This is a genomic window from Desertibacillus haloalkaliphilus (genome assembly GCF_019039105.1).
Taxonomy (GTDB): domain Bacteria; phylum Bacillota; class Bacilli; order Bacillales; family KJ1-10-99; genus Desertibacillus; species Desertibacillus haloalkaliphilus.
In genome coordinates, this window is the sequence record NZ_JAHPIV010000016.1 from 52,609 (window position 1) to 75,628 (window position 23,020).

Annotated in this window: 21 protein-coding genes; 12 read left to right on the plus strand and 9 right to left on the minus strand. The window is 39.6% G+C overall.

Annotated elements, in window-relative coordinates:
- Window positions 1-3 precede the first annotated feature (3 nt).
- Window positions 4-201 carry a hypothetical protein gene (locus KH400_RS17235; RefSeq protein ID WP_217226710.1) on the plus strand — a complete coding sequence of 66 codons (198 nt, stop codon included), beginning with the start codon at window positions 4-6 and terminating at the stop codon, window positions 199-201.
- Window positions 202-274: 73 nt separating this feature from the next.
- Here the strand turns inward: KH400_RS17235 and KH400_RS17240 are convergent, their stop codons facing one another.
- The 3 genes from KH400_RS17240 to KH400_RS17250 form a co-directional block, all read right to left on the minus strand.
- Window positions 275-745 (minus strand): BsuPI-related putative proteinase inhibitor, encoded by a 471-nt coding sequence (locus KH400_RS17240; RefSeq protein WP_217226712.1) that lies wholly within the window; start codon window positions 743-745, stop codon window positions 275-277.
- Window positions 746-760: 15 nt separating this feature from the next.
- Entirely contained in the window at window positions 761-1,585 is an 825-nt protein-coding gene (locus KH400_RS17245; RefSeq protein WP_217226714.1) for a YitT family protein, read from the minus strand.
- A gap of 212 nt (window positions 1,586-1,797) precedes the next feature.
- A complete protein-coding gene (locus KH400_RS17250; protein WP_217226716.1) occupies window positions 1,798-2,583 on the minus strand; it encodes a prolyl oligopeptidase family serine peptidase in 786 nt (261 codons plus the stop codon).
- A 308-nt stretch (window positions 2,584-2,891) separates the two neighbouring features.
- On the opposite strand from KH400_RS17250, the gene KH400_RS17255 reads away from it, so the two are divergent.
- From KH400_RS17255 to KH400_RS17285, 7 genes are all read left to right on the plus strand, one after another.
- The gene (locus KH400_RS17255) at window positions 2,892-3,545 is read left to right on the plus strand and encodes an ABC transporter permease (protein ID WP_217226718.1); all 654 of its coding nucleotides are present in this window, start codon (window positions 2,892-2,894) and stop codon (window positions 3,543-3,545) included.
- Window positions 3,546-3,565: 20 nt separating this feature from the next.
- Window positions 3,566-4,537 carry an ABC transporter ATP-binding protein gene (locus KH400_RS17260; RefSeq protein ID WP_217226720.1) on the plus strand — a complete coding sequence of 324 codons (972 nt, stop codon included), beginning with the start codon at window positions 3,566-3,568 and terminating at the stop codon, window positions 4,535-4,537.
- 21 nt (window positions 4,538-4,558) lie between these two features.
- Window positions 4,559-5,302, plus strand: a complete 744-nt coding sequence (locus KH400_RS17265) for an ABC transporter permease (RefSeq protein ID WP_217226722.1) — start codon at window positions 4,559-4,561, stop codon at window positions 5,300-5,302.
- 28 nt (window positions 5,303-5,330) lie between these two features.
- Complete coding sequence (locus tag KH400_RS17270) at window positions 5,331-6,260, plus strand: ABC transporter substrate-binding protein (protein ID WP_217226724.1); 930 nt, start codon at window positions 5,331-5,333, stop codon at window positions 6,258-6,260.
- A gap of 27 nt (window positions 6,261-6,287) precedes the next feature.
- Window positions 6,288-7,793 (plus strand): asparagine synthase B, encoded by a 1,506-nt coding sequence (gene asnB / locus KH400_RS17275; RefSeq protein ID WP_217226726.1) that lies wholly within the window; start codon window positions 6,288-6,290, stop codon window positions 7,791-7,793.
- 222 nt (window positions 7,794-8,015) lie between these two features.
- Window positions 8,016-10,142, plus strand: coding sequence for an ATP-binding protein (locus KH400_RS17280; RefSeq protein WP_217226728.1), 2,127 nt, complete (start codon window positions 8,016-8,018; stop codon window positions 10,140-10,142).
- A 54-nt stretch (window positions 10,143-10,196) separates the two neighbouring features.
- Entirely contained in the window at window positions 10,197-11,600 is a 1,404-nt protein-coding gene (locus tag KH400_RS17285; RefSeq protein ID WP_312889251.1) for a sigma-54-dependent transcriptional regulator, read from the plus strand.
- A 175-nt stretch (window positions 11,601-11,775) separates the two neighbouring features.
- On the opposite strand, the gene KH400_RS17290 is transcribed toward KH400_RS17285, so the two are convergent.
- The 6 genes from KH400_RS17290 to KH400_RS17315 all read right to left on the minus strand — a co-directional run bounded on the left by KH400_RS17290 (window position 11,776) and on the right by KH400_RS17315 (window position 18,801).
- The gene (locus tag KH400_RS17290; protein WP_217226733.1) at window positions 11,776-12,609 is read right to left on the minus strand and encodes a hypothetical protein; all 834 of its coding nucleotides are present in this window, start codon (window positions 12,607-12,609) and stop codon (window positions 11,776-11,778) included.
- Window positions 12,610-12,896: 287 nt separating this feature from the next.
- The gene (locus KH400_RS17295) at window positions 12,897-14,132 is read right to left on the minus strand and encodes a benzoate/H(+) symporter BenE family transporter (protein WP_217226735.1); all 1,236 of its coding nucleotides are present in this window, start codon (window positions 14,130-14,132) and stop codon (window positions 12,897-12,899) included.
- A 324-nt stretch (window positions 14,133-14,456) separates the two neighbouring features.
- A complete protein-coding gene (locus KH400_RS17300) occupies window positions 14,457-14,696 on the minus strand; it encodes a hypothetical protein (protein ID WP_217226780.1) in 240 nt (79 codons plus the stop codon).
- 94 nt (window positions 14,697-14,790) lie between these two features.
- A complete protein-coding gene (locus KH400_RS17305) occupies window positions 14,791-15,183 on the minus strand; it encodes a rhodanese-like domain-containing protein (RefSeq protein WP_246589785.1) in 393 nt (130 codons plus the stop codon).
- A 57-nt stretch (window positions 15,184-15,240) separates the two neighbouring features.
- On the minus strand, window positions 15,241-16,320 hold the full coding sequence (locus KH400_RS17310) for an AI-2E family transporter (RefSeq protein ID WP_217226737.1): 1,080 nt from the start codon (window positions 16,318-16,320) through the stop codon (window positions 15,241-15,243).
- Window positions 16,321-16,428: 108 nt separating this feature from the next.
- Window positions 16,429-18,801, minus strand: a complete 2,373-nt coding sequence (locus KH400_RS17315) for a glycoside hydrolase family 31 protein (protein WP_312889254.1) — start codon at window positions 18,799-18,801, stop codon at window positions 16,429-16,431.
- Window positions 18,802-18,999: 198 nt separating this feature from the next.
- On the opposite strand from KH400_RS17315, the gene KH400_RS17320 reads away from it, so the two are divergent.
- The 4 genes from KH400_RS17320 (at window position 19,000) to KH400_RS17335 (ending at window position 22,951) form a co-directional block, all read left to right on the plus strand.
- Window positions 19,000-20,232, plus strand: a complete 1,233-nt coding sequence (locus KH400_RS17320; protein ID WP_217226739.1) for a quaternary amine ABC transporter ATP-binding protein — start codon at window positions 19,000-19,002, stop codon at window positions 20,230-20,232.
- The gene (locus tag KH400_RS17325; RefSeq protein WP_217226741.1) at window positions 20,229-21,062 is read left to right on the plus strand and encodes an ABC transporter permease; all 834 of its coding nucleotides are present in this window, start codon (window positions 20,229-20,231) and stop codon (window positions 21,060-21,062) included. The genes KH400_RS17320 and KH400_RS17325 overlap by 4 nt, the downstream gene beginning before the upstream one ends.
- 27 nt (window positions 21,063-21,089) lie before the next feature.
- Window positions 21,090-22,010: a glycine betaine ABC transporter substrate-binding protein gene (locus tag KH400_RS17330; RefSeq protein WP_217226743.1), complete on the plus strand. Its 921-nt coding sequence runs from the start codon at window positions 21,090-21,092 to the stop codon at window positions 22,008-22,010.
- Window positions 22,011-22,312: 302 nt separating this feature from the next.
- Window positions 22,313-22,951 (plus strand): GerMN domain-containing protein, encoded by a 639-nt coding sequence (locus KH400_RS17335; protein WP_217226746.1) that lies wholly within the window; start codon window positions 22,313-22,315, stop codon window positions 22,949-22,951.
- The last annotated feature ends 69 nt before the right edge of the window (window positions 22,952-23,020 follow it).

Genomic DNA, 23,020 nt, shown 5'->3' on the forward strand with positions numbered 1-23,020 from the left:
ATAATGGTGGAAAAGAACGATTTACCAGACGTGTTTAAAACCTTTTGGCAACCATCATGTTCAAAGCTACCAATTGTACAAAAACACCCCTCTTCCTCTGAGGGAAACCCCGCTCAAGAAAAGTGGCAAGCCGTTTTAAAAGCGCTTGAGAAAGCTGGGAAAACAAAATGGCATATGAACACGGAGAAGAGAACAGACTGATTTAAAATAACGTTTTAAAATTGGGCGGTGATAACTAGATTTTCACCTAGTACCACTGCCCTTTTCTTATTAATCATTCTTCAATTATTATCAATTGTTCTGCTTGAAACGTTCTTGGTGCAACCTCCTCACCGTTAATCGATCGTACCAATAACTCAGCGACAGCCTTATAAGTACCTGATGGTACATCATTAACCTTCCAGCTTATTTCCGACAATTGCTCATCGTTTGCTAGAAGCGTTTCTTCAACGATCACTTGGGTAAAAGCCATCTCCTCTGAGAAACGGTAGATGATCTCGTCATCTGGATTGACAACTGTAATCTCAAATTGCTGTCCAGAGATGTATTCAAGCTCAACATCTTCCTCCCTGGTATTTCGTAAACCAATGAGAAACTGCACGTCCTCCCCCTGTTGCTTGATATCAAAAACGAACTCAAGTGATTCCTTCATCTCTTCATCCCCTTGCTCCACTCTCTCCTCAGCAGTTCCGCAGCCAACGGACAGTAACATGAGAATCATATATAATAACAGCCGTACCCACATTAAAGATACCCCCTATTAATCATCTTTGCGAAACAAACCAAAGATCTGGGTCGTTTCAACGATATTCGTAAATGCAGCAGGATCAACCGTCTCAATGACATGCTGCAACGCATAGAGCTCATACCGAGTAATCACAATCATTAACATTTCTTTATCATCTTCCATATATCCTCCCTTAGCAGGAATCCTAGTTAGTCCTCGCGTTACACGTTCATGGATCGCCTTCCGTAATTCATCTGGTTTCTTTGTGACAATCAATGCTGTTACTTTAACGTGTCGAGTATGGATCATATCAATGATACGAGATGCAACATAGAGTGAGACTAACGTATATAATGCCTTTTCCCAATCAAACATCAAACCTGCCGTGACAACAATCAATCCATTTAGTATAAAGAATAACGGTCCTAATGGCCGATCACTTAGACGTGAGAGGATCAAGATGATAATATCCATCCCCCCTGAGGATGCCCCCCATTTCAGCGTTAAACCCACACCAAAAGCTGAGATCACACCACCGAAAACTGCATTTAAGAGAATGTCATTAGACACAGATATAACCGGAATAATCTCTAAAAAAAGAGTCGTTAGTGCTACATTTAAAAAGCTGTAGAAGGTAAATGCCTTCCCAATTTTTAACCAACCTAATATCGCAACTGGGACGTTTAATAAGAATAATAAAATCCCAGTGGATAGTGGCAAAACGACAGCTAATAACTGTGCCACACCAGTAAAGCCACTTGCAAACACGTTTGCTGGGATTAAAAATATATTTAATGCAATTGCAAGCAATACGGCTGCAAATGTAATGACAATGACTTTCTTCGTTTCCTCAATCATCTAGACACCCCTTTTTACTCGTTCGCATGAATCTAACCATTATTCCACTTCTTATGTAAGATGAAATGCTCATTATTTTACTTTTTACTTAATGGCCGTGAAATAAACAAATAAGCGTAACGTTTCTTCAAAGACGACTTTAGTATAAAAAAGAACTGTAATGATCAGATTTAGCTTTTCATTACAGTTCTATCATTAGTATTTTTTTACTTTTATGCTTCAATACGCGAATGGCTGATGTGCCGCTCAAACCAAGCCACTGTTTCTAAGACTGCACCTCTTGTCACTTTATGAGCGGAAAGAGGATCGGTGATAAATGTTAAACACTCTTCGTTCCCTCGATACTGAGGTCTGATTGTATTATAAAACTCGGCTATGTACTTATATGGAACAACATCATCTTTTTTCCCATGCCACAATAATAACGGGCGTTGCTTCAATATTTCAGGACGCTCTGATAAATCAAATGATGCTAGCTTGCTAACCTTCTGTTGTAGCTTCTCCATCGGCAATGAATCATTTTGCTGTTGTAACTGTGCAAGTTGTGCGCTAGCAAATCGTTGATAACAAGGATTGCCCATTAACGATACGGCAGCTGTAATCCACTCATACACAGACAGCGCTCCAAACGTCGTAATCGCCCCCATCGACGTTCCTGCAACACCAACCTTTTCATCGATAATAAAGCCGCGCTTATCTAACTCTTCCTTAATTAGCGATACCTCTTTGATCCCTTGAACAACAATATCCCAAAAATAAAGATCTCGCTCTTTTCCTGTTAGGCTCTCTTCTTCTCTCTCCCCATGATATAGCGCGTCAGGTAAAACAACGCGAAAGCCTTGTTCAGCTAATAAATACGCATAATGCAAATTATGTTCCTTCGCACTCGTATAACCGTGTAAAAAAATGACAAGCGGCAAGGCTTCATTAAATCTCTCGCCATTAGCAACATGGAGAAATGGGATATGAGCTATTTTTTCATTTTTTATCGTAATCATCACAAAATGTCCCCTTTTAACCTCACTAAAAATTGAATTTCATCATTATTCTATCATTTACTACATAATCGTTTAAAACTTTTGCTCTGATAACCCCCCTCTTCACTAACCTCTTTACGTTTTTTATTACATATTGGCATACATTACGCCCGTTGTTAAATTATTTTTACGTGCACATCCCCAGCGTCGTTAAATATTTTTTACATCGTTTGTTAGAATTCAGCAAAAAACTGCTCTTTTCGACATTTTATAAGTTGGCACACATCTTGCATAACTAAAAAGATGAGAACATAGGAGGTGAATATTCAATGGAAAGTATCATTCAATATATTCTCAATAACCAAACAGACCTTTTGGTTTTAACATGGGAACATATAAAGCTCGTTGGCTTAGCGATTATCATTGCGATTGTAATTGGTGTTCCAACTGGAATCTATCTATCAACGAATAAAAGTTTAGCAGAAGTCGTCTTGCAAATTTGTGCGATTATAATGACGATCCCTAGTATCGCCCTCTTCGGCTTAATGATTCCAATTCTTTCTCTTATTAATCAAGGGATTGGTTTTTTACCAGCGTTAATCGCATTAATTCTTTATTCACAGTTACCGATTATACGAAATACGTATGTGGCAATTACAAATGTCGATCCAAATATGCGTGATGCAGCAAAAGGAATTGGGATGTCAACGTTCCAACGTTTACGTCAAGTTGAAATTCCAATTGCTCTTCCTGTCATTATGGCCGGTGTTCGAACAGCCGTTGTTTTGAGTATCGGAATTGGGGCAATTGCGGCTTTTATCGGTGCAGGTGGACTAGGTGTACTGATTGACCAAGGCATCTCAAGATCAAATCGAGATATGATTATTGTCGGCGCTGTCGCCGTATCGATCCTCTCCATTATTGCCGATACAGTGCTTGGACTTTTGCAACGCTTCCTAACACCAAAAGGAATGCAATCTTAAAACAAAAATGGGGGTTACTTATGATAACATTCGATAAAGTTACAAAACAGTATGATGGAAATGTCACAGCAATTGATAACGTTAGTTTTACCGTACCAAAAGGAAATATTGCTGTATTTTTAGGTCCATCAGGATGTGGAAAGACAACTTTACTACGAATGGTTAACCGGCTTGTACCTATTACATCAGGAAAAATTTCTATTAATGGTACCGATACGAATTCATTAAATGAAATTGAACTAAGAAGAAACATCGGTTATGTCATTCAAAGTAATGGACTATTTCCAAATATGACGATTGAAGAAAATGTTACCGTTGTTCCAAACCTACTTGGTTGGGATCGTAAAAAAATGCGTGATCGCTTTAATTATTTAATGGACCTTGTTGGATTAGCACCCGATGAGTACCGTAAACGCTATCCGCATGAGTTATCAGGAGGGCAGCAACAACGAGTTGGGATTGCCCGTGCCATGGCAGCAGACCCTCCGGTGATGCTTATGGATGAACCATTTGGAGCACTAGATCCAATTATTCGTACTCATATTCAAAATGAATTTTTACAAATTCAACAAGAGGTACGAAAAACGATTTTATTTGTTAGTCATGATATCGACGAGGCGATTAAAATGGGCGATAAAGTAGCCATATTCAAAGCTGGACAACTTAAGCAATTTGATGCGCCTGCTGATATTTTAGCGCACCCAAAAAATGAATTCGTTTCACAATTTGTCGGAAATGACCGTGCACTCAAACGTTTAAGCTTGTTTACAGTTGCTGATCTATTGGATGATCAGGGTATTCAGCAGCTAGGAAAAACGAACAATCTTCAGGCAACCATATCACTTGATCATAACTTAAGAGATGTATTATCGCTGCTCTTTAATGAAACGCAAAAACAATTGACTGTTGTTAACAAAGATGATAAGGCCATTGGCCAACTGACGATGACTGACCTGCAAAACTTTTTACAAAAATTGAGTAAGACCGCATAAAATGGAAAGGAGTGAAAACCAATGAAACGCCAACAGCTACTTACCAATGGGATTAAAATTACCTTTGCCATTCTCATTGTTATCTTTTTTGTTTGGTCTTTAACAGCTGGCAACTTTCAAATTATTTTTGATCAGCCAGAACAATTCTTCCATTTGTTCATACAGCATATTCAAATGGTTGTCGTCTCTTCGCTGTTGGCATTGCTCGTCGCAATCCCCGTCGGCATTTTCGTAACGAGGCCACGCTTTCGTAAATTAGAATGGCTGTTTTTAAATACTGCTAACCTTGGACAAACCATTCCTAGTATTGCAATTCTAGCGATTGTTATGACTTATTTAGGTATAGGCTTTAACTCTGCTGTATTTGCACTGTTTGCCTTTTCAGTACTTCCTATTTTACGAAATACAGTTGCAGGGCTTAATGCAGTTGACCCAGCCCTCATCGATGCTGCCAAAGGAATGGGGTTCACCCCACTGCAAATCTTGCGCAAAGTTGAATTACCAAATGCAGCATACCCAATTATGGCTGGAATTCGAACAGCCATTGTCATGAATATCGGAACAGCTGCGCTCGCTTACCTTGTTGGTGGTGGCGGATTAGGTGATCTGATCTTTACAGGTATTGTGATGCAGGATCACACGTACTTACTATCAGGTGCAGTACCCGTAACGATCCTTGCCATCCTAGTAGACTTGCTACTGCGCCTCTTTGAAAAAGTCGTTGTTTCCAAAGGCTTACGACGAGCTGCGTCAACATCAAACTAATTACAAACAATTTTTTGGAGGGAATACGATGAAAACAAAAACATATCTAGCAATAGCACTTACACTTTTACTCCTACTACTTGCTGCTTGTGGAAATGACTCTACATCTAGTGACAACCTAGACAGCAAAGGAACATTAGTTGTTGGTGGGAAAAACTTTACTGAGCAATTTATTCTTGCAAAAATCACATCGATCTATTTAAAAGAAAATGGTTATGAAATCGAAGAAAAAACAAATATGGGTAGTGAGGTTCTTCGTCAAGCGCTGTCAAATGAGCAAGTTGACCTTTATTGGGAATATACAGGAACTGGTTTAATTAACTACCTTGATCAAGAGCCAGCATCTTCTGCTGAAGAAGCTTATCAAACAGTAAAAGCGATCGATAAGGAAGAAAATCAAATTGAGTGGTTAGATATGTCAAACGTCAATAATACGTATACGCTAATGATTCGCGAAGATCACGCCGAGCAACTAGGAATTCAATCGATTTCTGATTTAGCTAATTATGTGAACGAAAATCCTGGCACACTGACGTTTGCTTCTAACGCAGAATTTGCAACACGTTCAGATGGTTTGAGTGGTGTTGAAGACGTGTATGATTTCCAATTCGGAAGTTCTAATGTCATTCGTATGGACTCTGGGCTAACGTATCAAGCATTAGATGAAGGACAAGTCGATATTGCGATGGGATTCTCTACTGATAGCCGAATTAAAGGGTTTGACCTCCTAGCATTAGAAGATGACAAAGAGTTCTTCCCAGCTTATAATGCTGCGGTTACGGTCCGTGAAGCTATTGTAGACGAGCACCCAGAACTTGTAGAGTTGCTAGCACCACTAGCTGAAAGCTTAGACACCGAAACAATGACAACACTAAATTATACGGTAGATATTGAACAAATGAATGAATCAGAAGTTGCCCGCGAATGGTTACTTGAACAAGGATTAATCGAAGAATAAATATGAAACATAATAGAGGTGAATGACATGTGTGGCATATTTGCCGTCACTGGTACAATTGATAATGAAAAAATCGATAGCATGTTAGAAAGTATGACCCACCGCGGTCCAGACGAAGGTGACCATGTCGAAGTGAACAACTTTCACTTCGGGCATCGTCGTCTCTCCATTATCGGCGTTGATAATGGAAAACAACCGATTTCTAATCGAGAACAAAGCAAATATATCGTTTGTAACGGTGAAATCTATAATTACCAACATTTGAAAGAACAGCTCAAAAAAACAACAACATTTAAGACGGATTCAGATAGTGAAGTCCCTTTAAAATTGTATGAAGCTCATGGTGCTAAAGGTGTAACCTATCTAGATGGGATGTTTGCCTTTGTGATCGCCGATGTTGAAAATGAGACATTCATGGCTGCAAGAGACACCCTAGGAATTAAGCCACTTTATTATGGATACGATGAAAATGGCAACATGGCTTTTTCATCTGAGTTAAAAACACTTTTCCATGTCACAACCGATGTCAAAGAGTTCCCACAAGGACACTACTATACACCCGAGAGCGGTTTCGTCTCGTATCGTCGCATTAAAGCACCGTCACAGCTTCTAGATAAAACGAATGAAGTTGAAATTCTAACTGGCATACAATCGATCCTAGAAAAATCCGTACAAAAACGCCTCGTAGCTGATGTTGAAGTTGGTGTTCTCTTAAGCGGTGGACTAGATAGTAGTTTAATCGCTGCGATTGCTCAAAAATACCGCAATCAAGAACGTCCTCTGCACTCTTTTTGCGTTGGGATTGAAGGAAGTCCAGATATCGAAGCTGCACGCGATGTCGCCAAATCAATTGGTACTATACACCATGAACACATCTATACAAAAGAAGAATTAATCGACGCCTTACCAGAGGTGATCTATTATTTAGAGTCTTATGACCCATCTCTCGTTCGTAGTGCGATCCCTTGTTACTTTGTCTCAAAACTAGCAGCAAAGCATGTGAAAGTTGTCCTTTCCGGCGAAGGGGCGGATGAATTGTTCTCTGGGTACGCTTATCTACAAGAGATTACTGACGAGACTAAGCTAAATGAAGAATTGATACGAATCATTAACAGCCTACACAATATTAACTTACAGCGTTTAGATCGGATGAGCATGGCTCATTCCTTGGAAGGCCGCGTTCCATTCCTTGATTTAGAGCTGATTGACTACGCATTAAAAATCCCATCTTCGTTAAAACTTTCGAACGAGGAAGAGATGGAAAAAGCACTATTACGAAGGGCGTTTGAAGGTGTATTACCTGAGCACATTTTATGGCGTAAAAAAGCCGAGTTCTCAGAAGGTAGCGGAGCCGTTGATATTCTTGAAAGCTATGCAAATGAGGCGGTAACGGACGAAGAGCTAGTATGTGCCCAAAACAATGAGTCAATTACGATTCGTAGCAAGCAAGAGTGGCTCTACTATAAAATTTTCAAAAACTATTACCCACAAAACTCTGCCCTAGAAACGATTGGACACTGGGCCGTTGTTTAGCATCCAAAAAAACACTGTTACTTCTAGAGGGCACTGAAAAAGTGTAAAATCCACTTTTTCAGTGCCCTTTATGTAATGTGCGAAGCCATTACTCTTCCTGAATTGGCCTTCCTGTTACTTTTTCAACAGTCTCTTACTTCTAACAGTGGTTTTTGTTAAAATAAAGAGATGAAAACTATTAACACAGCGGATCAGTACGATTCATAGAGAGGATTAAACATCATGAATAGGCTTTTACCTAAAGGATTGGCCGGGCGTTTTTTCGTCCTTGGGCTTTGCTTTATTGTTATACCGTTAACATTTATTTTCTCATTAGCTATTCATTCATCGAAGGAAACGTTGGAACAACAAACAAAAGTACACATGACACAAGCAACAACAGTTTTAGCGAATACAACGAAACAATTATTTGAACAAAAACTTGGTTTGCTAGAAGTCATGACACAGCAGCAACGGGATGGCGACTATCCAGATCATGCTGATATTGATATGATGAATCAACTGACGATTACGGACCCTTTTTTTCACCAAATTGCCTATTTAAATCACAATGGTACGATTAGGCATATTACGCCGTTTGTGACAACCAATTACAACATCATTCGTGAACAAGCCAACGAAGTGATGTGGAGGAGAAACTCGTTCGTATCGATTGTCCCTGATCGTGATTCAACAGCCGTGATGATTACTGTTCCGTTTCAAGAGGAAGAGCATGGTGAAATCACTGGGTCGTTAATTGCAACTGTAAACCTTGAGCACCTAACATCATTTCTTGAAGAAACGATGATTGGTAATGAAGGTCGAAGCCTTTTAGTTAGCCATAGCGGCCATGTTTTTATCGATACAAAAAATAGCCGTTTAAGTGGAACGAGCTTATTTAACGAATCTTTCTTCTCTGATATTTATACAGAAAAAACCGGAATCCATGAAGATGCATCGTTTGCTAATATTGATTCCTTAATTGCCTATCGGCCAATCGATCACCTACCGGTATTCGCCCTATCTATTCAACCAGTTGAACAAGCCTTTGCTCCCATTAGTGCCCTATCAAGCGTCCTAACAAAAGGCTGGGTATTTATTTTCATTGCAGGTATCAGTGTACTTACTCTCAGTATGCGCTGGATCATTAAGCCGATTAAACAATTAACAGACCAAGCAACGTTTTATGCAAAAGGTGAGAAATGGAAAATTGATATTTTAAAAGAAAAAGATGAGATTCAAACCTTAGGCAAAGCGATGAAACATATGGCCGATGAGCTCAAGCAGAAAGAGCGTTACCTCCAGCTCATTTTAGAATCATTTCCATACGGCGTCATGACGACTGACCCTCGTGGTGAAATCACTTCGCTCAATAAGGCGGGTGAAAAACTCGTTCACACCCAAAAGGATAAACTTATCGGTAAATCAATCTCCGCGTTGCCATCACAAAAATTACGCCAGTTTTTACAACAGTTCAAAGACAAAACCGAACGTTTCACAGAACTTGAGGAAGAAATCTCGTCCATCAATGCAGAAGGTAAAAAACAAATCTTGAAAGTATCCATTTTCCCTTTACTCGACGAACAAGAGAACTTTATCGGAGTCTTAATCACCTTTTGGGATATTACAAAAATTAAACAACTGGAAAGCCACTTGCAGCGCTCAGAACATTTAGCAGCGATTGGACAGATGACAGCTGGACTTGCCCATGAAATTAAAAATCCACTAGGGACAATTCAACTAGCAACTGATGTCGTTGATGCTGAACTCAAAGACCTTATTAAGAAAGAACAGTTAACGACACCTACACTCGCACTCATTGAAGAGGCCTTATCAGATATTTCCGATGAGACGAGACGAATGAATGAGTTAGTCAGTCGCTTTTTAAAATTAAGTCGTCAACATAAGAAAGAGGAAAAACAATTTGACGTTAACACAGTGGTAAATGAAGTAATCCAACTTCTCTCCCACCAATGTAACTATTATCAAATCGAAGTTAGCCACCACCTCGAATCAAAACCATGTGTAATGATTGGGGATCGCAATCAACTGATCCAAGCACTGCTTAACCTGTTTTTAAACGGAATCGAGGCCATGAAACAGTCAGGTGGAATACTTACTGTTACAACAGAACGACGTGAGGAGAACGTTGAATTAATCATTCAGGATGAAGGAATTGGGATCGAGCGATCAAAATTAAAACGAATATTTAATCCCTTCTTTTCAACAAAACAAGAAGGAACAGGCCTCGGCTTATCGATCACTCATGACATTATTACCCAACATAAAGGTCACATCGAAGTTGAAAGTGATAAAGGAGTTGGTACAACATTTACAATTATTTTACCATCTCCCATTGAAAATCATTGAGGATGACTGATGTCGACTGGCGATCACTACAGTCATATAAAAGGAGAAATTATCGTGAGTAAATCCATTTTACTTGTTGAAGATAACGATAAATTAAGAAGATATATTAAATTAACACTCGATAAAGAAGGCTATGATGTTTATGAAGCTTCAACAGGCGCTCAAGCAGAAGCGACCATCAACGAACAGATGATCGATGTCGTCGTATTAGATATTCACTTACCTGATACGACTGGAATTAAACTACTAGAAAAGTGGAAAACAGTTCATTCACAAACCCAATACATCCTGTGTACCGCATATGGTGATGTTGAAGATGCTGTACAAGCAATGAAGATTGGCGCTTTTGATTATTTAACAAAACCGATCAAAGCAGATGAACTGAAAGTTGTGATTGAACGTACGTTTGAATGGGCGCAATTAAATCAAGAAAACAAACAATTAAAGGACGCAGTTAAAAAGAAGTACCATATGCATGGGATGATCGGTGAAAGTAAGAAAATGCAGCAAGTATTTGAATTCATTCAACGGATTTCTATCCAAGATATTACCGTTCTTTTACAAGGTGAAAGCGGTACAGGTAAATCTCGATGTGCACATGCGATTCATCTAGAAAGTCCACGCCGGAATCAACCATTCATTCCGATAAATTGTGCTGCGATCCCTGATCACCTTCTTGAAAGCGAACTATTCGGTTATCAGAAAGGTGCTTTTACAGGGGCGACTCAAACACAAAAGGGAAAATTCGAAGCAGCTGACGGGGGTACGCTATTCTTAGATGAAATTGCCGAAATCTCACTAGAGCTACAGGCAAAGTTACTACAAGTGACCCAAGAAAAGACATTTATTCCGCTTGGAAGTACGAAACCAAAGCATGTCGACGTTCGAATTATTGCAGCAACGAATCGTGACTTAGCAGAAATGGTTCAGCAAGGTGAATTTAGAGAAGACCTATATTATCGACTAAACATTATTGGGATTGAGCTCCCTCCTCTACGTGAGCGTCAAGAAGATATCCCTCTTCTCATTACGCAAACACTTGAGCAGCTGAATGAGGAGCACAACCGTCAGTACACTGTACCTAAAGCTGTTCTCGCTGCATTATCATCCTATCCATGGCCAGGCAACATTCGTGAGCTGTACAATGCACTCGCACGTGCCGCGGTTCTTTCACCTGATGAAGAATTACGATTAAGCGATTTCCCTGAAGAAATTAAACATTTTGCTCAGGAAAATCAACATGATGCCACGGATACATTGCGAGCAAACCCGATTGATGATCGTCTCCCACTTCCGAAACAGTTACAATCGTTTGAAAAGCATGCGATTGAAGGCGCGATCCAAAGTGCGGAAGGCAATCAAGCACAAGCAGCGGAGCAGCTAGGAATTTCTAGGCAGAGCCTTCTTTATAAAATTCGTAAATATAAGATTGATATTGATAAGCTGATTGAAACATAGCTCCTTCAAGAACACACTTCTCTCGATAAATAAGCCGGCACTCGCAGAGGGCACTGAAAAAGTATGAAATTCACTTTTTCAGTGCCCTTTATGCAACGTGCGGAGCCATTACTCTTCCTGAATTGTCCTGCCTGTTACTTTTTCAGCAGTCTCGCACTCGAATGCCGGCTTTTCTTTAAAACCCACGGACCCAATGATCCCAATAACCGATTCGTTCAATTTTACGCTCAGAATTCGCAATAAACCAAATTGATCCAAATTCAACATCATAGATCAAGACTTCTTTGCCATCAATCCTTTCACGATAATAGTTTGTTCCGTAGGATCTTATCACATCCGTAAGGCGGTCACCGACAACAATTCCCTTAGACGTTGAAAATTGTGGTGATGATACAATCATGTAGGATACTACACCATCAGTAACTTCGATTTGGAGCTCAGGTACTTGTCCACTTCTTTCAATTCCGTACCGATCAGTATAGTGAAGATCTATCATCTCTCCAAAATAACCAATAACATCAGCTTTTTTCCCGTAAGCCGTATCCCATTTTACCCCGGTTAATTGTGTGTCCACTACATGCTTCATACTCCCAATCGTTATACCCGCAATCGTCATCAATTCAGGTGAGCTTACATGCAAACTATTATTTTGATCGTAGTGATAAACTGAATAACCGTAATCTTCCAAAACCGAATCGGAAATCATCTCCCGATCACCAACCACAACTTGCTCAGATTCAAGATCAGCCATCAGTGCATCGATTGTCCTCACCGAAACCTCTTCCTGAGAATCTTGTGTCTTTGTGTCATATTTTATTTGCTTCTCGACTTGCTTTAATAAAGGCGCAGCAGGAAACCAGTAATGACCATCATTATGTATTGGCTTGGCAAATTCGTACTGTCGCTGCCCATCAAAATAATAGGAAACACTATTACTAGCACTTGCTTGTCCATATCCTAAACCTATGTATAAACAAATAATCAATCCAATTTTAAACCAGCGGTTCACCCAACTCTCCCCCTTTTCAACAATAACAATTATATATTCTTTCTTTTTTTTTAAAATACCTGCAAGAAAAACCTATAAACACCTATCCTCACACAATTCATCTTCCCAATTTCTATGAATTGAGAGGAGATAAATAGCGTGCTCCTTGTGAACACCCTGTCTTTTTGGCGCCCTTTCCTCTCCGACCCCCTTTACTAATTAAAAAAGGTTATCCTACGGTAATGAGACCCAAGGACAACCTCTTAATAAGAGACGAGTTTTCACCTCATCTAAATTTAGTTATTATTCTAAGCAGCGATATCAATTTTTTCCTTTTTCCTTAAGTTAAAGTCTTTTGGCTCAACTAGCAAGGAAGCAATGATTCCAAACACTAATGCCCAAAGGGGGGCTCCAATTGAAAATATGGTTACGTCTGAAGCAGCAATAAGGAAAGCAAATATCGCACCTACCTTATGGGAATGGTCGAAAGCTTTTGTCAATGTCGAAATCAATACAGTAAGTAATGGTAGTCCAGCAATAATCGCTATGAAGAACCCTGGCAAATCATGGAGCAAACCTACAATGGCACCATAGACTGGAGATGCGGCCATGAAAAGCATCCCAACGATAACAGCTGCAACCCATCTTGTCTCTCTTTTTCCTGATTCTGGTGAAGAGCAAATCGCCGTCATCGGTGCCGCTACACAAGTACTATGCAGATGAAAAAAGGAAGAAATCATTGTTGAAATTCCTGTAACGGTAGTCATACCGTTAATCGGTAAGCGCTTGTAACCGACCGACTGTAACAAACTTACACCAACAGGCGTCTCCATCCCTATTAAAATAATTGCCAAGGGAAGTCCATACGTAAGAAAGCCTTCTAATGTAAATTCCGGCATGACAAATGTTGGGTACTGTACAGTAAATTCTATACCCGAAATGTCCACGCCTGTCAATGTTAAATAGAATATCCCGACGATCAATGAACCTAATACCGCTGGAAATCTCGGGGCCACTCGCGTGAGGATTAAGTATGTACCAATCATTAGTAGTGCTGGAACGAATGCACTTTCTAATGGTCGAAACATATCTAACCCGAAACTCAAAAGGACCCCTGCAATCATCCCCATAATGATCGGTGTTGGTGTAAAATGCATAACCTTTCCCATTAAACCAGAGATCCCGACTAGTAAAGTGATCACCCCCGCAATCAATGTTGCTCCAAGCACAGGACCAAGACCAACCATTGGAACTGCAGCTGTGAATAATAAAGCCCCAGGTATCGAATTCGCCATCGCTAACGGTTGACGATAATACGATGCCATTAAAATTCCAAATAATCCATTAATGAACACAAAACTAGTCAGCCACATCATGATTAATTCAGAACTTAACCCAGCAGCTGTACCCGCACTAATAAAAACTAACCCTACACTTAAGCCAAAAATTCCTGCGACAATACCAGAAGCAAAGTTTTTAGAATGTAAATCACGCCGAAAATCGGAGAAAACGTTCTTAAATCCAACACCTTTTTCAATGTTCACTCTTTTACCTCCTAGAAATTGTATGATAGAAATGTAACTTCAACATCTTTTCTTGAAGTACCATTTTGATCGAGAACATCATTTAACAGACTACTTTATCCCTCCCATCTATCGATAAGTAACCGTTTACATTATTTCTGAGCACTTTAACTTTTCCACTTTTCTGAATATTATAATATATCTTTTCTCAAGTGATTACAATACTTTTTATACATTTTTTTGACGCCCGTATAAAAAACATATACACAAAAGTGTTGCTAAGTAAAAAGGTTGCCTTACAAGGTACGACCTCGTAGGACAACCACTGGATAAACAGAGTATGATTTACTGGTTATTGTAGACTTGCTGGATTTCTTCTTGTGCAATTTCTGCATTCGCTTCCTCTAATTCTTTATGTTCATTTACAGAGTCACCTGGATAATACGAGCCGGTTGTTTTAAAAGGGTTTTTGGAGTTCAAGTCAGACTTTATTGTTAGTTCTTCATCTTTTGGCGTATCTGTCAGCATTTCTTTTGTTTCTGGTGTTTTAACGTGAGCTTTTTGTTTATGGTTGTTAGTTTCCATGCCTTCACCTCCCTTTGTATAGGGTGTGTCGGTTACATGCAAAATAAAAAGCCTCATTGGAATTTACCAATTAAAGGCTTTTTTACAATCCTAATTACTTTTTATAAAGGTCACTAATTTTCTCTACAATATTTTCGCGGCCTTGGTTCGTTTCTGCTGCCCAAGATAACATACCACCAGCATAGTTCGTAACCTTGTTAAAGCCATGCTGTTTAAAAAACATCGCCACATTCTGGCTGCGTGTGCCGCTTCGGCAAACGAACACATACTCTTTTGATTTATCAAATTCCTCAATCACATTAGGGATTGATTGCATCGGGATTAACGGGATCTTGGGAATATGTGCTTCTTCATATTCCTCAGGTTCACGTACATCAATGACAATTCGTTCATCATCGTCGTTCTTAATGACTTCCTTTAATTCCTCAAATTCAATTTGATTAATTCCGTCTAACTCGTATGCCATGTTCACACCTCGTCTATTCATAATTACATTTTCTCCTACTTTACCGAACTAGCTAGAAAATCTCAAGTTTCTTACACCCTAATCGGCTTTTCTTAGCTTTAACAGCCGATAAGTATGACTTACGATGACTTTTAATATTGCATATGTAGGAACAGCAAGTAATAAGCCAACGAGCCCTGCAAATTGCCCTGCAACTAATAATAATAAAATGATCGTTAACGGATGGATAGCTAGCTTCCTCCCCATCACTTGCGGAGAAATAAGGTTACTTTCAATTTGTTGAACGATGACTACAACAATAACAACTAGCAATGCCATAAATGGTGAATGCAACAAGCCGACAATTACACCCGGAAATGTTCCAATCCAAGGTCCAATAAACGGAATTACATTTGTAAACATGGCGATCAAGGCTAACACAAGTGAATAATCAAGCCCAATAATTCGATATCCGATATACACTAATACACCAACACAAATACTCACGATTATTTGTCCTTGAATATAAGAGCTCAAAGCTCGATCCATATCTCCTAAAATACGACGTCCTTCATGTTGGTGTTTTTTTGGAAATAACCGTAACACTTGACGAGGCGCATTCTCACCTTCTTTTAACATATAATACAATATAAAAGGGATAATAATCGCGACGATGATGATATTTGTAATAACTCCGATAAAGCTCGCAACATTTGAACCGATCCGAGAAAGAATATGGTTAATATCTTGTTCAATTCGGGCCATAATGTCTTCAATTGAGAAGTTATCACTTTCCTGAAACCGTGCAATGTATTCATTATTCTGTAATCCAATCATCATATCGCGAATATCTCTCACTAATTGTGGAATATTCCCAACTAAACTATTAAACTGCTTTTGCAGTTCTGGACCAATCAACAAAATAAGTAACGTCACAAGTGAAGCTACACTACAATACAAAAGTAAGATCGCTACACTTCTCGGTAATTTTCTAGAAAGCAAGTTAACAAAGGGGCGTAGCAAATAATAGAGGACACCCGCTAAGATAATCGGTGCAAACAATGTTTGCACCAGAACAACAATTGGATAAAAAATCCAATCAACTAAACTAGCTAAGTAAATGATTAATAGAATGATTATAATTCCGTACCCGATTCTAAATGCTTTTGTATATGGCATGAACGATCACTAACCTTTACACTGTAATCCTAGCATATATGCTCAGGTTATCACTGTCTTTATTATATCATATGAATTCTAATTATCTGTTTTGACTGGTTTAGGACGTCAGTTTCTCCAAGCAAAGGTAGCTAGCTTTGTTTGCGGGTTATAAGTTAGTTGCTCAACTTCCTTGCCATTAAGCAATATACTAGTTTGATTACTAACGCCATGAACATGACAGACAACTTCCTTCCAGGGCGCTTGAAATTGGTTATGCAATGCTTCCGTCGTAACAATAACTCGCTGTTGGTGCTTCAAACAACTGATTTTCCACATCAAATACTCCCCATTTTGATAAGCATACGTTTTACCATCATCCTCATACAAACCAAACGATGTCTCCGTTCCCTCTTTTGGATAGATATGATAAGTTAGCGTACGTTGTTCACAGCCCCCCATATGTTGATTTAGATCATGAGGTAAAATCGCGCCCTCTTTTACAAAAAGTGGAACCTGATCCATTGAAGCTTCGATCATATGATGACGCCCACCTTCAATCGTCTCATCTGTCCAGTAGTCAATCCACGTACCCTCTGGAAAATAAACAACGCGATGAAACGTATGTGGTGTAAGGATTGGAGCAACGAGTAGCTGTTCTCCAACTAAAAATTGATCAGAGATATGATATACGTTTGGATCAGAAGGATACTCAAGGATTATTGGTCGCATCACCGGGATCCCGGTAACACTTGTTTCATAAAATAATGTATACAAATAAGGCATCAATTGATAGCGTAGCTCGATGGCCTTTTTTATATGTTTTTCGACTTCTTCACCAAATGACCAAGGCTCTTGGCGAACACTACCTAATACACTATGATTTCGAAAAAAGGGGGTAAATGCTCCAGCTTGCATCCACCGTATAAGTAATTCGCCCGTCGTGTCATGAGCAAAGCCACCTACATCAGCCCCACAAAAGCTCACACCGGATAAACCTAAATTCATGCACATTGGAATCATCATTTGTAAATGCTCCCAAAAACTACGATTATCCCCGGTCCATACGGCAGCATAACGTTGGACACCTGCATAACCCGCACGAGTGACTAAAAAAGGACGTTTACCAGCTAGCTGTTGTTTCAACCCTTCATAGGTAGCCTCACTCATATAAAGGCCGTAGACGTTATGCATTTCCCAGTGTGACTTGCGCTCTCCATCAAGGTCATGCATCACGTGAATGTCCATTGTTTTTGTTTCATTAAAAACAGCTGGTTCATTCATATCGTTCCAAATGCCCTCAATCCCAAGTTCCGTTAAAAATCGATGGTTCTCTCCCCACCAGTTGCGAACACGCTCGTTAACGAAGTCAGGGAAAGCACTTTTGCCTGGCCATACATCTCCATAGAAAATCGATCCTTCAATATATTTACAAAATAAATCACGAGTAACCCCTTCGTAATAGACCGAGTATTCAGGATCGACTTTGACCCCAGGATCAATAATCGGTACTACTTGCACGCCAGCTTCCTTTAAGTCAGTTATTAACTGTTTTGGATTCGGAAAACGTGTTTGATCGAATGTGAACACACGATAACCGTTCATATAATGAATGTCTAAATAAATGGCATCAAGTGGAATGTCTTTTTTTTCAAACTGATCGACGACCTGTCGCACCTCTTCTTCCGTTTCATAACTGTATCTTGACTGGTGATAGCCTAATGCCCATTTTGGCGGCAATGGTGTTTTGCCTGTCAGCTCCGTATATTGACATACAACATCTTTTGGCTTAGACCCCGCAAAGATATAATAGTCCAATTGTCCATCCTCAGAACCAAATGAATAAAAATCGTTACTCGTCTTAAGATCGAAGACGGTCTTAAACGTATTATCAAAAAAAATACCGTAAGCATTCCCCTCTCGTAGTGACATAAAGTAAGGGATCGATTGATACAACATATTTGTTTCTGGATTATGTGGCGCAAATACATCCGAGTTCCACATTTCAAGCTTCTCGCCTCGCTTTTCGAGAAAGCCTGGTTTTTCACCAAACCCATAAAAGTGATCTGCTTTATCCATATCTTTATAACAAATCACTTTCCTTTGATCAGTCACCCCCATCCCACGATCGCTCTCTGAAACGATCATACGATTGTATTGATCAAGGACGGTCACTCGTACCGGGGCTTTTTGGACCTTGATAATTAGACTCTTGCTTTTTACACGCAAGTAGGAATCATGTTCTTCATAACTCATGTCAACCTGTTCAGGGGGTTTCACTACCGCAATGCTGCTTTTTAGGGACGGTGATTGAACTGGATTCATAATGATTCGAACAATCTGCTCACTGTAAAAAAGTATCGTCACATAGCCGCCTTCACACTCTAAACGTAACTGGTCCCCTTCTTTTTGACAGGAAAGCAAGTCCCCAATGTCTTGGAAATGAAAGGCTTGCTTTCCTTGTTTTTTAGGCTGAATCGAAAAGCTCGAATCTTCCAACAATTCATCAACCTCCTTTATTACACCTAGATTTTAAATACCTCGCTTTAAATATAGTTCGTTTTTGTTAAGATATTATCCTTTTGTTTAACTGTTCTTTCACACCCGTTTCCCGCTAAAAAAATTGTTACCATACATGAATCTTCGAAATTGAGAAATAGTAAGATTAGACTTTTGAGGACAACTAAAGGAGAGTCACCAATGGATAAAATCGAAGTTAACAACCTTACCAAAGTGTTTGGTGCAAATCCCAAAGAAGGAGTTAAGCGCCTAAAACAAGGTCAGAGCAAAGAAACGATTTTAAAAGAAACAGGATTAACAGTTGGTGTCAATACCGCTTCTTTCACAGTAAAAGAAGGAGAGTTTTTCGTGATTATGGGGCTGTCCGGAAGTGGTAAATCAACATTAATTCGTTTGATTAACCGATTGATTGAACCAACAGATGGTGAAATCTTCATTGACGGTGAAAGCATTACGACAATGAACCAAAAAGATCTAATGTTAGTCAGACGAAAAAAATTAGGTATGGTATTTCAGAAGTTTGCTTTATTCTCACACCGAACGATTCAACAGAATGTCGAATACGGTCTTGAAGTACAGAATGTACCGAAAAAAGAGCGTGTCGAAAAAGCAAAACGAGCAATTGCCGATGTTGGGTTAAAGGGCTATGAAGATAGCAGACCCGATGAATTGAGTGGTGGGATGCAGCAACGGGTCGGCCTCGCAAGAGCACTTGCAAATGAAACTGATATTTTGCTTATGGACGAAGCATTTAGTGCGCTTGATCCGCTCATTCGTAAAGAAATGCAAGATGAGCTTCTTCAGCTACAAAGTGATCTCAAGAAAACCATTTTATTTATTACTCATGATCTTGATGAAGCATTAAAGCTTGGTGATCGCATCGCAATTATGAAAGACGGCAACATCGTACAAGTTGGGACCTCTGAAGATATTTTGTCAAACCCTGCCAATACGTATGTTTCCAACTTCGTCGAAGATGTTGATCGCTCGAAGATACTGGTTGCATCAAATATCATGAAAAAACCAGATGTTGTCACCTCTTGGAAGGATGGTCCGAGGGTTGCGATTCGCCGAATGGAAGAGAAAGGAATTTCAAGTATTTTCGTTGTCGATAAAGAACGGAACTTAAAAGGATTACTTACGATTGATGACGCATTAACGGGGTTAAAAGAAAATAAATGGGTGGAGGACTTATTAATTCATGATTATCCAACCACTTCTCCAGATACCCCGCTTCATGAATTAATTGGAGTCGCCGCTGAAACCAAATATCCGATTGCAGTTGTTGAAGATGAAAAGCTTAAAGGAATCATCGTCAGAGTATCGATCCTCTCAGGTTTAGCCTTAGGAAAAGAAGATAATGAGGAAGATGATGTGGAAGATGAGCACAAAGAGGAGGTGAATGAATCATGAATTATTTTTACCTCCCGTTAGAAGAATGGACAAACCGTTTTGTTGATAACTGGTTGTTGCCGGTTCTCGGTGGATTTTTTGACATGCTTAGTAGCTATATTGCTGTTATATTAAATGCGATTGAAGTGTTTCTGATCTGGATCCCACCAGAAATTTTAACGATTTTACTCGTCATCCTTGCCTGGCGAACAGCAGGAAAAGGAATCGCTTTATTTAGTCTTATCGGACTTATCTATCTTGGCTCTGTTGATCTATGGATTGAAGGGATGCAAACTCTAACGATTGTGATTGTTGCAACGATCTTTTCCATTATTATCGGAGTTCCGATTGGAATCTGGAGTGCCAAGTCAAATGGCGTGGAACGAGTTGTACGTCCGATATTAGACTTTATGCAGACCCTACCAAGTTTCGTTTACTTAATTCCAGCAATCTTGCTCTTTGGTCTTGGTGGTGTTCCTGCTGTCATTTCGACATTTGTGTTTGCCACGCCGCCATCGGTACGTTTAACTAATTTAGGGATTCGCCAAGTACCAGGTGATGTCGTTGAGGCCGCACGCGCCTTTGGCTCTACACCTTGGCAAATGTTAACGAAGGTACAATTACCGCTAGCAGTCCCAACTATTATGGCTGGTGTGAACCAAACCATTATGCTTTCATTATCAATGGCCGTTATTGCATCGATGATCGGTGCCCCAGGCCTAGGTTCGATTGTGTTAGCTGGTATTTCAAGCGTCAACGTTGGATTAGGTCTAATCGGTGGTTTAGGTATCGTAGTGTTAGCTATTTTATTAGACCGTATCACACATGGAATAAGCAACAAAAATAGGTAATTATCAAAATAATAAGGAGTGAAACAAATGAAAAAATACGTAAAACTTAGCTTCCTTCTCCCTCTCTTTTTTACGATGGTGCTAGGGTGTGCCCCGGCCGAGGAAGAAGATGCTGCACCAACAGATGAAGGGGCCGACCGCAGTGATATCACAATTACGCTAGGATTAACTCCATGGACAAGCACGATTCCTCCAACAGAAGTGGCAAAATCCGTTTTGGAAGAGATGGGTTATACTGTTAACATCCAAAGTGGTGATGCAGGTGCCGTTTACACAGGTCTTTCAAGAGGTGACATTGATGTCTTTATGGATGCCTGGCTACCAGACATGCACGCGAACTATATGGAACGCTATGGTGATAGTATTGATGACGTAGCTGTCAGCTACCCAAATGGAGAGCTCGGCTGGGTCGTGCCTGAATATGTTGAAGGAATTGACTCTGTTGAAGATATTCAAGGAAATGAAGATATGTTCGAAGGTACTATCTACGGGATTGAAGAAGGTGCAGGTCTGACAGTGACAACCCGTGAAATGATCGAAGCGTATGATCTCGACCTAGAACTTGTAACATCCAGTGAAGCCGGTATGTTATCTCAAGCAAGGCGTGTCATTGGTGATGAAGAACCTGTACTTTTCCTTGGTTGGAGACCACATCCAATGTTTGTTAACTGGGATTTAAAAGTACTCGAAGACCCTCAAGGGTTTGTTGAGGCATCAGAAGTACATGTACTAACGAATCATGAGTTAGAAAACAAAGCCCCTGAAGCGTATGAATTTTTAAGTAACTGGAGTATGCCTGTTGAGGATATCGAAGAAATGATCGTTCAAATTGAGGAAGGCATTGATGAAGACGTTGTTGCTCAACAATGGATTGAAGAGAATCAAGAAAAAATTAATGAAATGAAACCAGATGGTGAAGAAGCGGCTAACGAAAACGAAGAGTCGTAATCGTTAGTCCCTCACTAGAGGTAGGTTAATCCAGGATGAGGGCTCCACTTTTTTAGTGGGGCCCTATTCTTTTTTTGTGTGTAAACAAATATTCTTCTAAATACTGCTAAAAACCAAATGTCAAGACGGCAGATCGTCTGATTTTAATTATTAAGAAGATAATCATTTTGACATATTTATTACAGAAAATTGAACGATTCTAGTTCCTTTGAAAGAGTCCAAAAAAATGATTGAATTTTAACCGAAATGATGTAAAATTTAGACAAGCTCTCTTATCATATTGCAAATTAGGAGGATTTAATATGAAACAAAAACATCTTATGTTATTACTAACGATAAGTTTAGTGTTCATTATTGCTGCTTGTGGAAATAATGAAACGATTGATTCTGATGATACAAATGATGGCATCGATACCGATCAAAATGAAGAACTGATCGATTCTGAAATTGATTCTGAAGAAGTAAACCAACAAACAGGCGCTGATGGTCAAGAAGAAGAGGACGCTAACGCGGAAGAAGCGAAGACACACCCAGTTACGCTCTATTTTACTGATCAGCAACAGATGGAAATTTACCGCGTAGAAGAAAGCATTGAAGCGACAGATGATGAATTATTCAAAGCAACATTAGAAACATGGATTGCAGGTCCGACTCATAACGAGCTTAGCTACCTCATCCCTTCAAATGTGACTGTACAGTCTGTCGAGGAGATTGAGGGCGTTGCACATGTTTCCTTCTCAAATGAGATCTTAGAAGCGAACTTAGGGTCTGGCGGTGAAGGTATGTTATTAACGCAAATAGCTCTTATCATGGAACAATTCGGTTTCAGTGAAACTCAAGTATTAATTGATGGGGAACATCGTGAGGAATTCCTCGGTCATATGACCATTTCTGAACCAATTCCAGCTGATGACCCAGAGAATTACGACTGGATTGAATAATAGTGACCTTAAGCTCAAAGACTACCTTTGAGCTTATTTTTTATTTTACCGCGTATAAGAACATGGTCT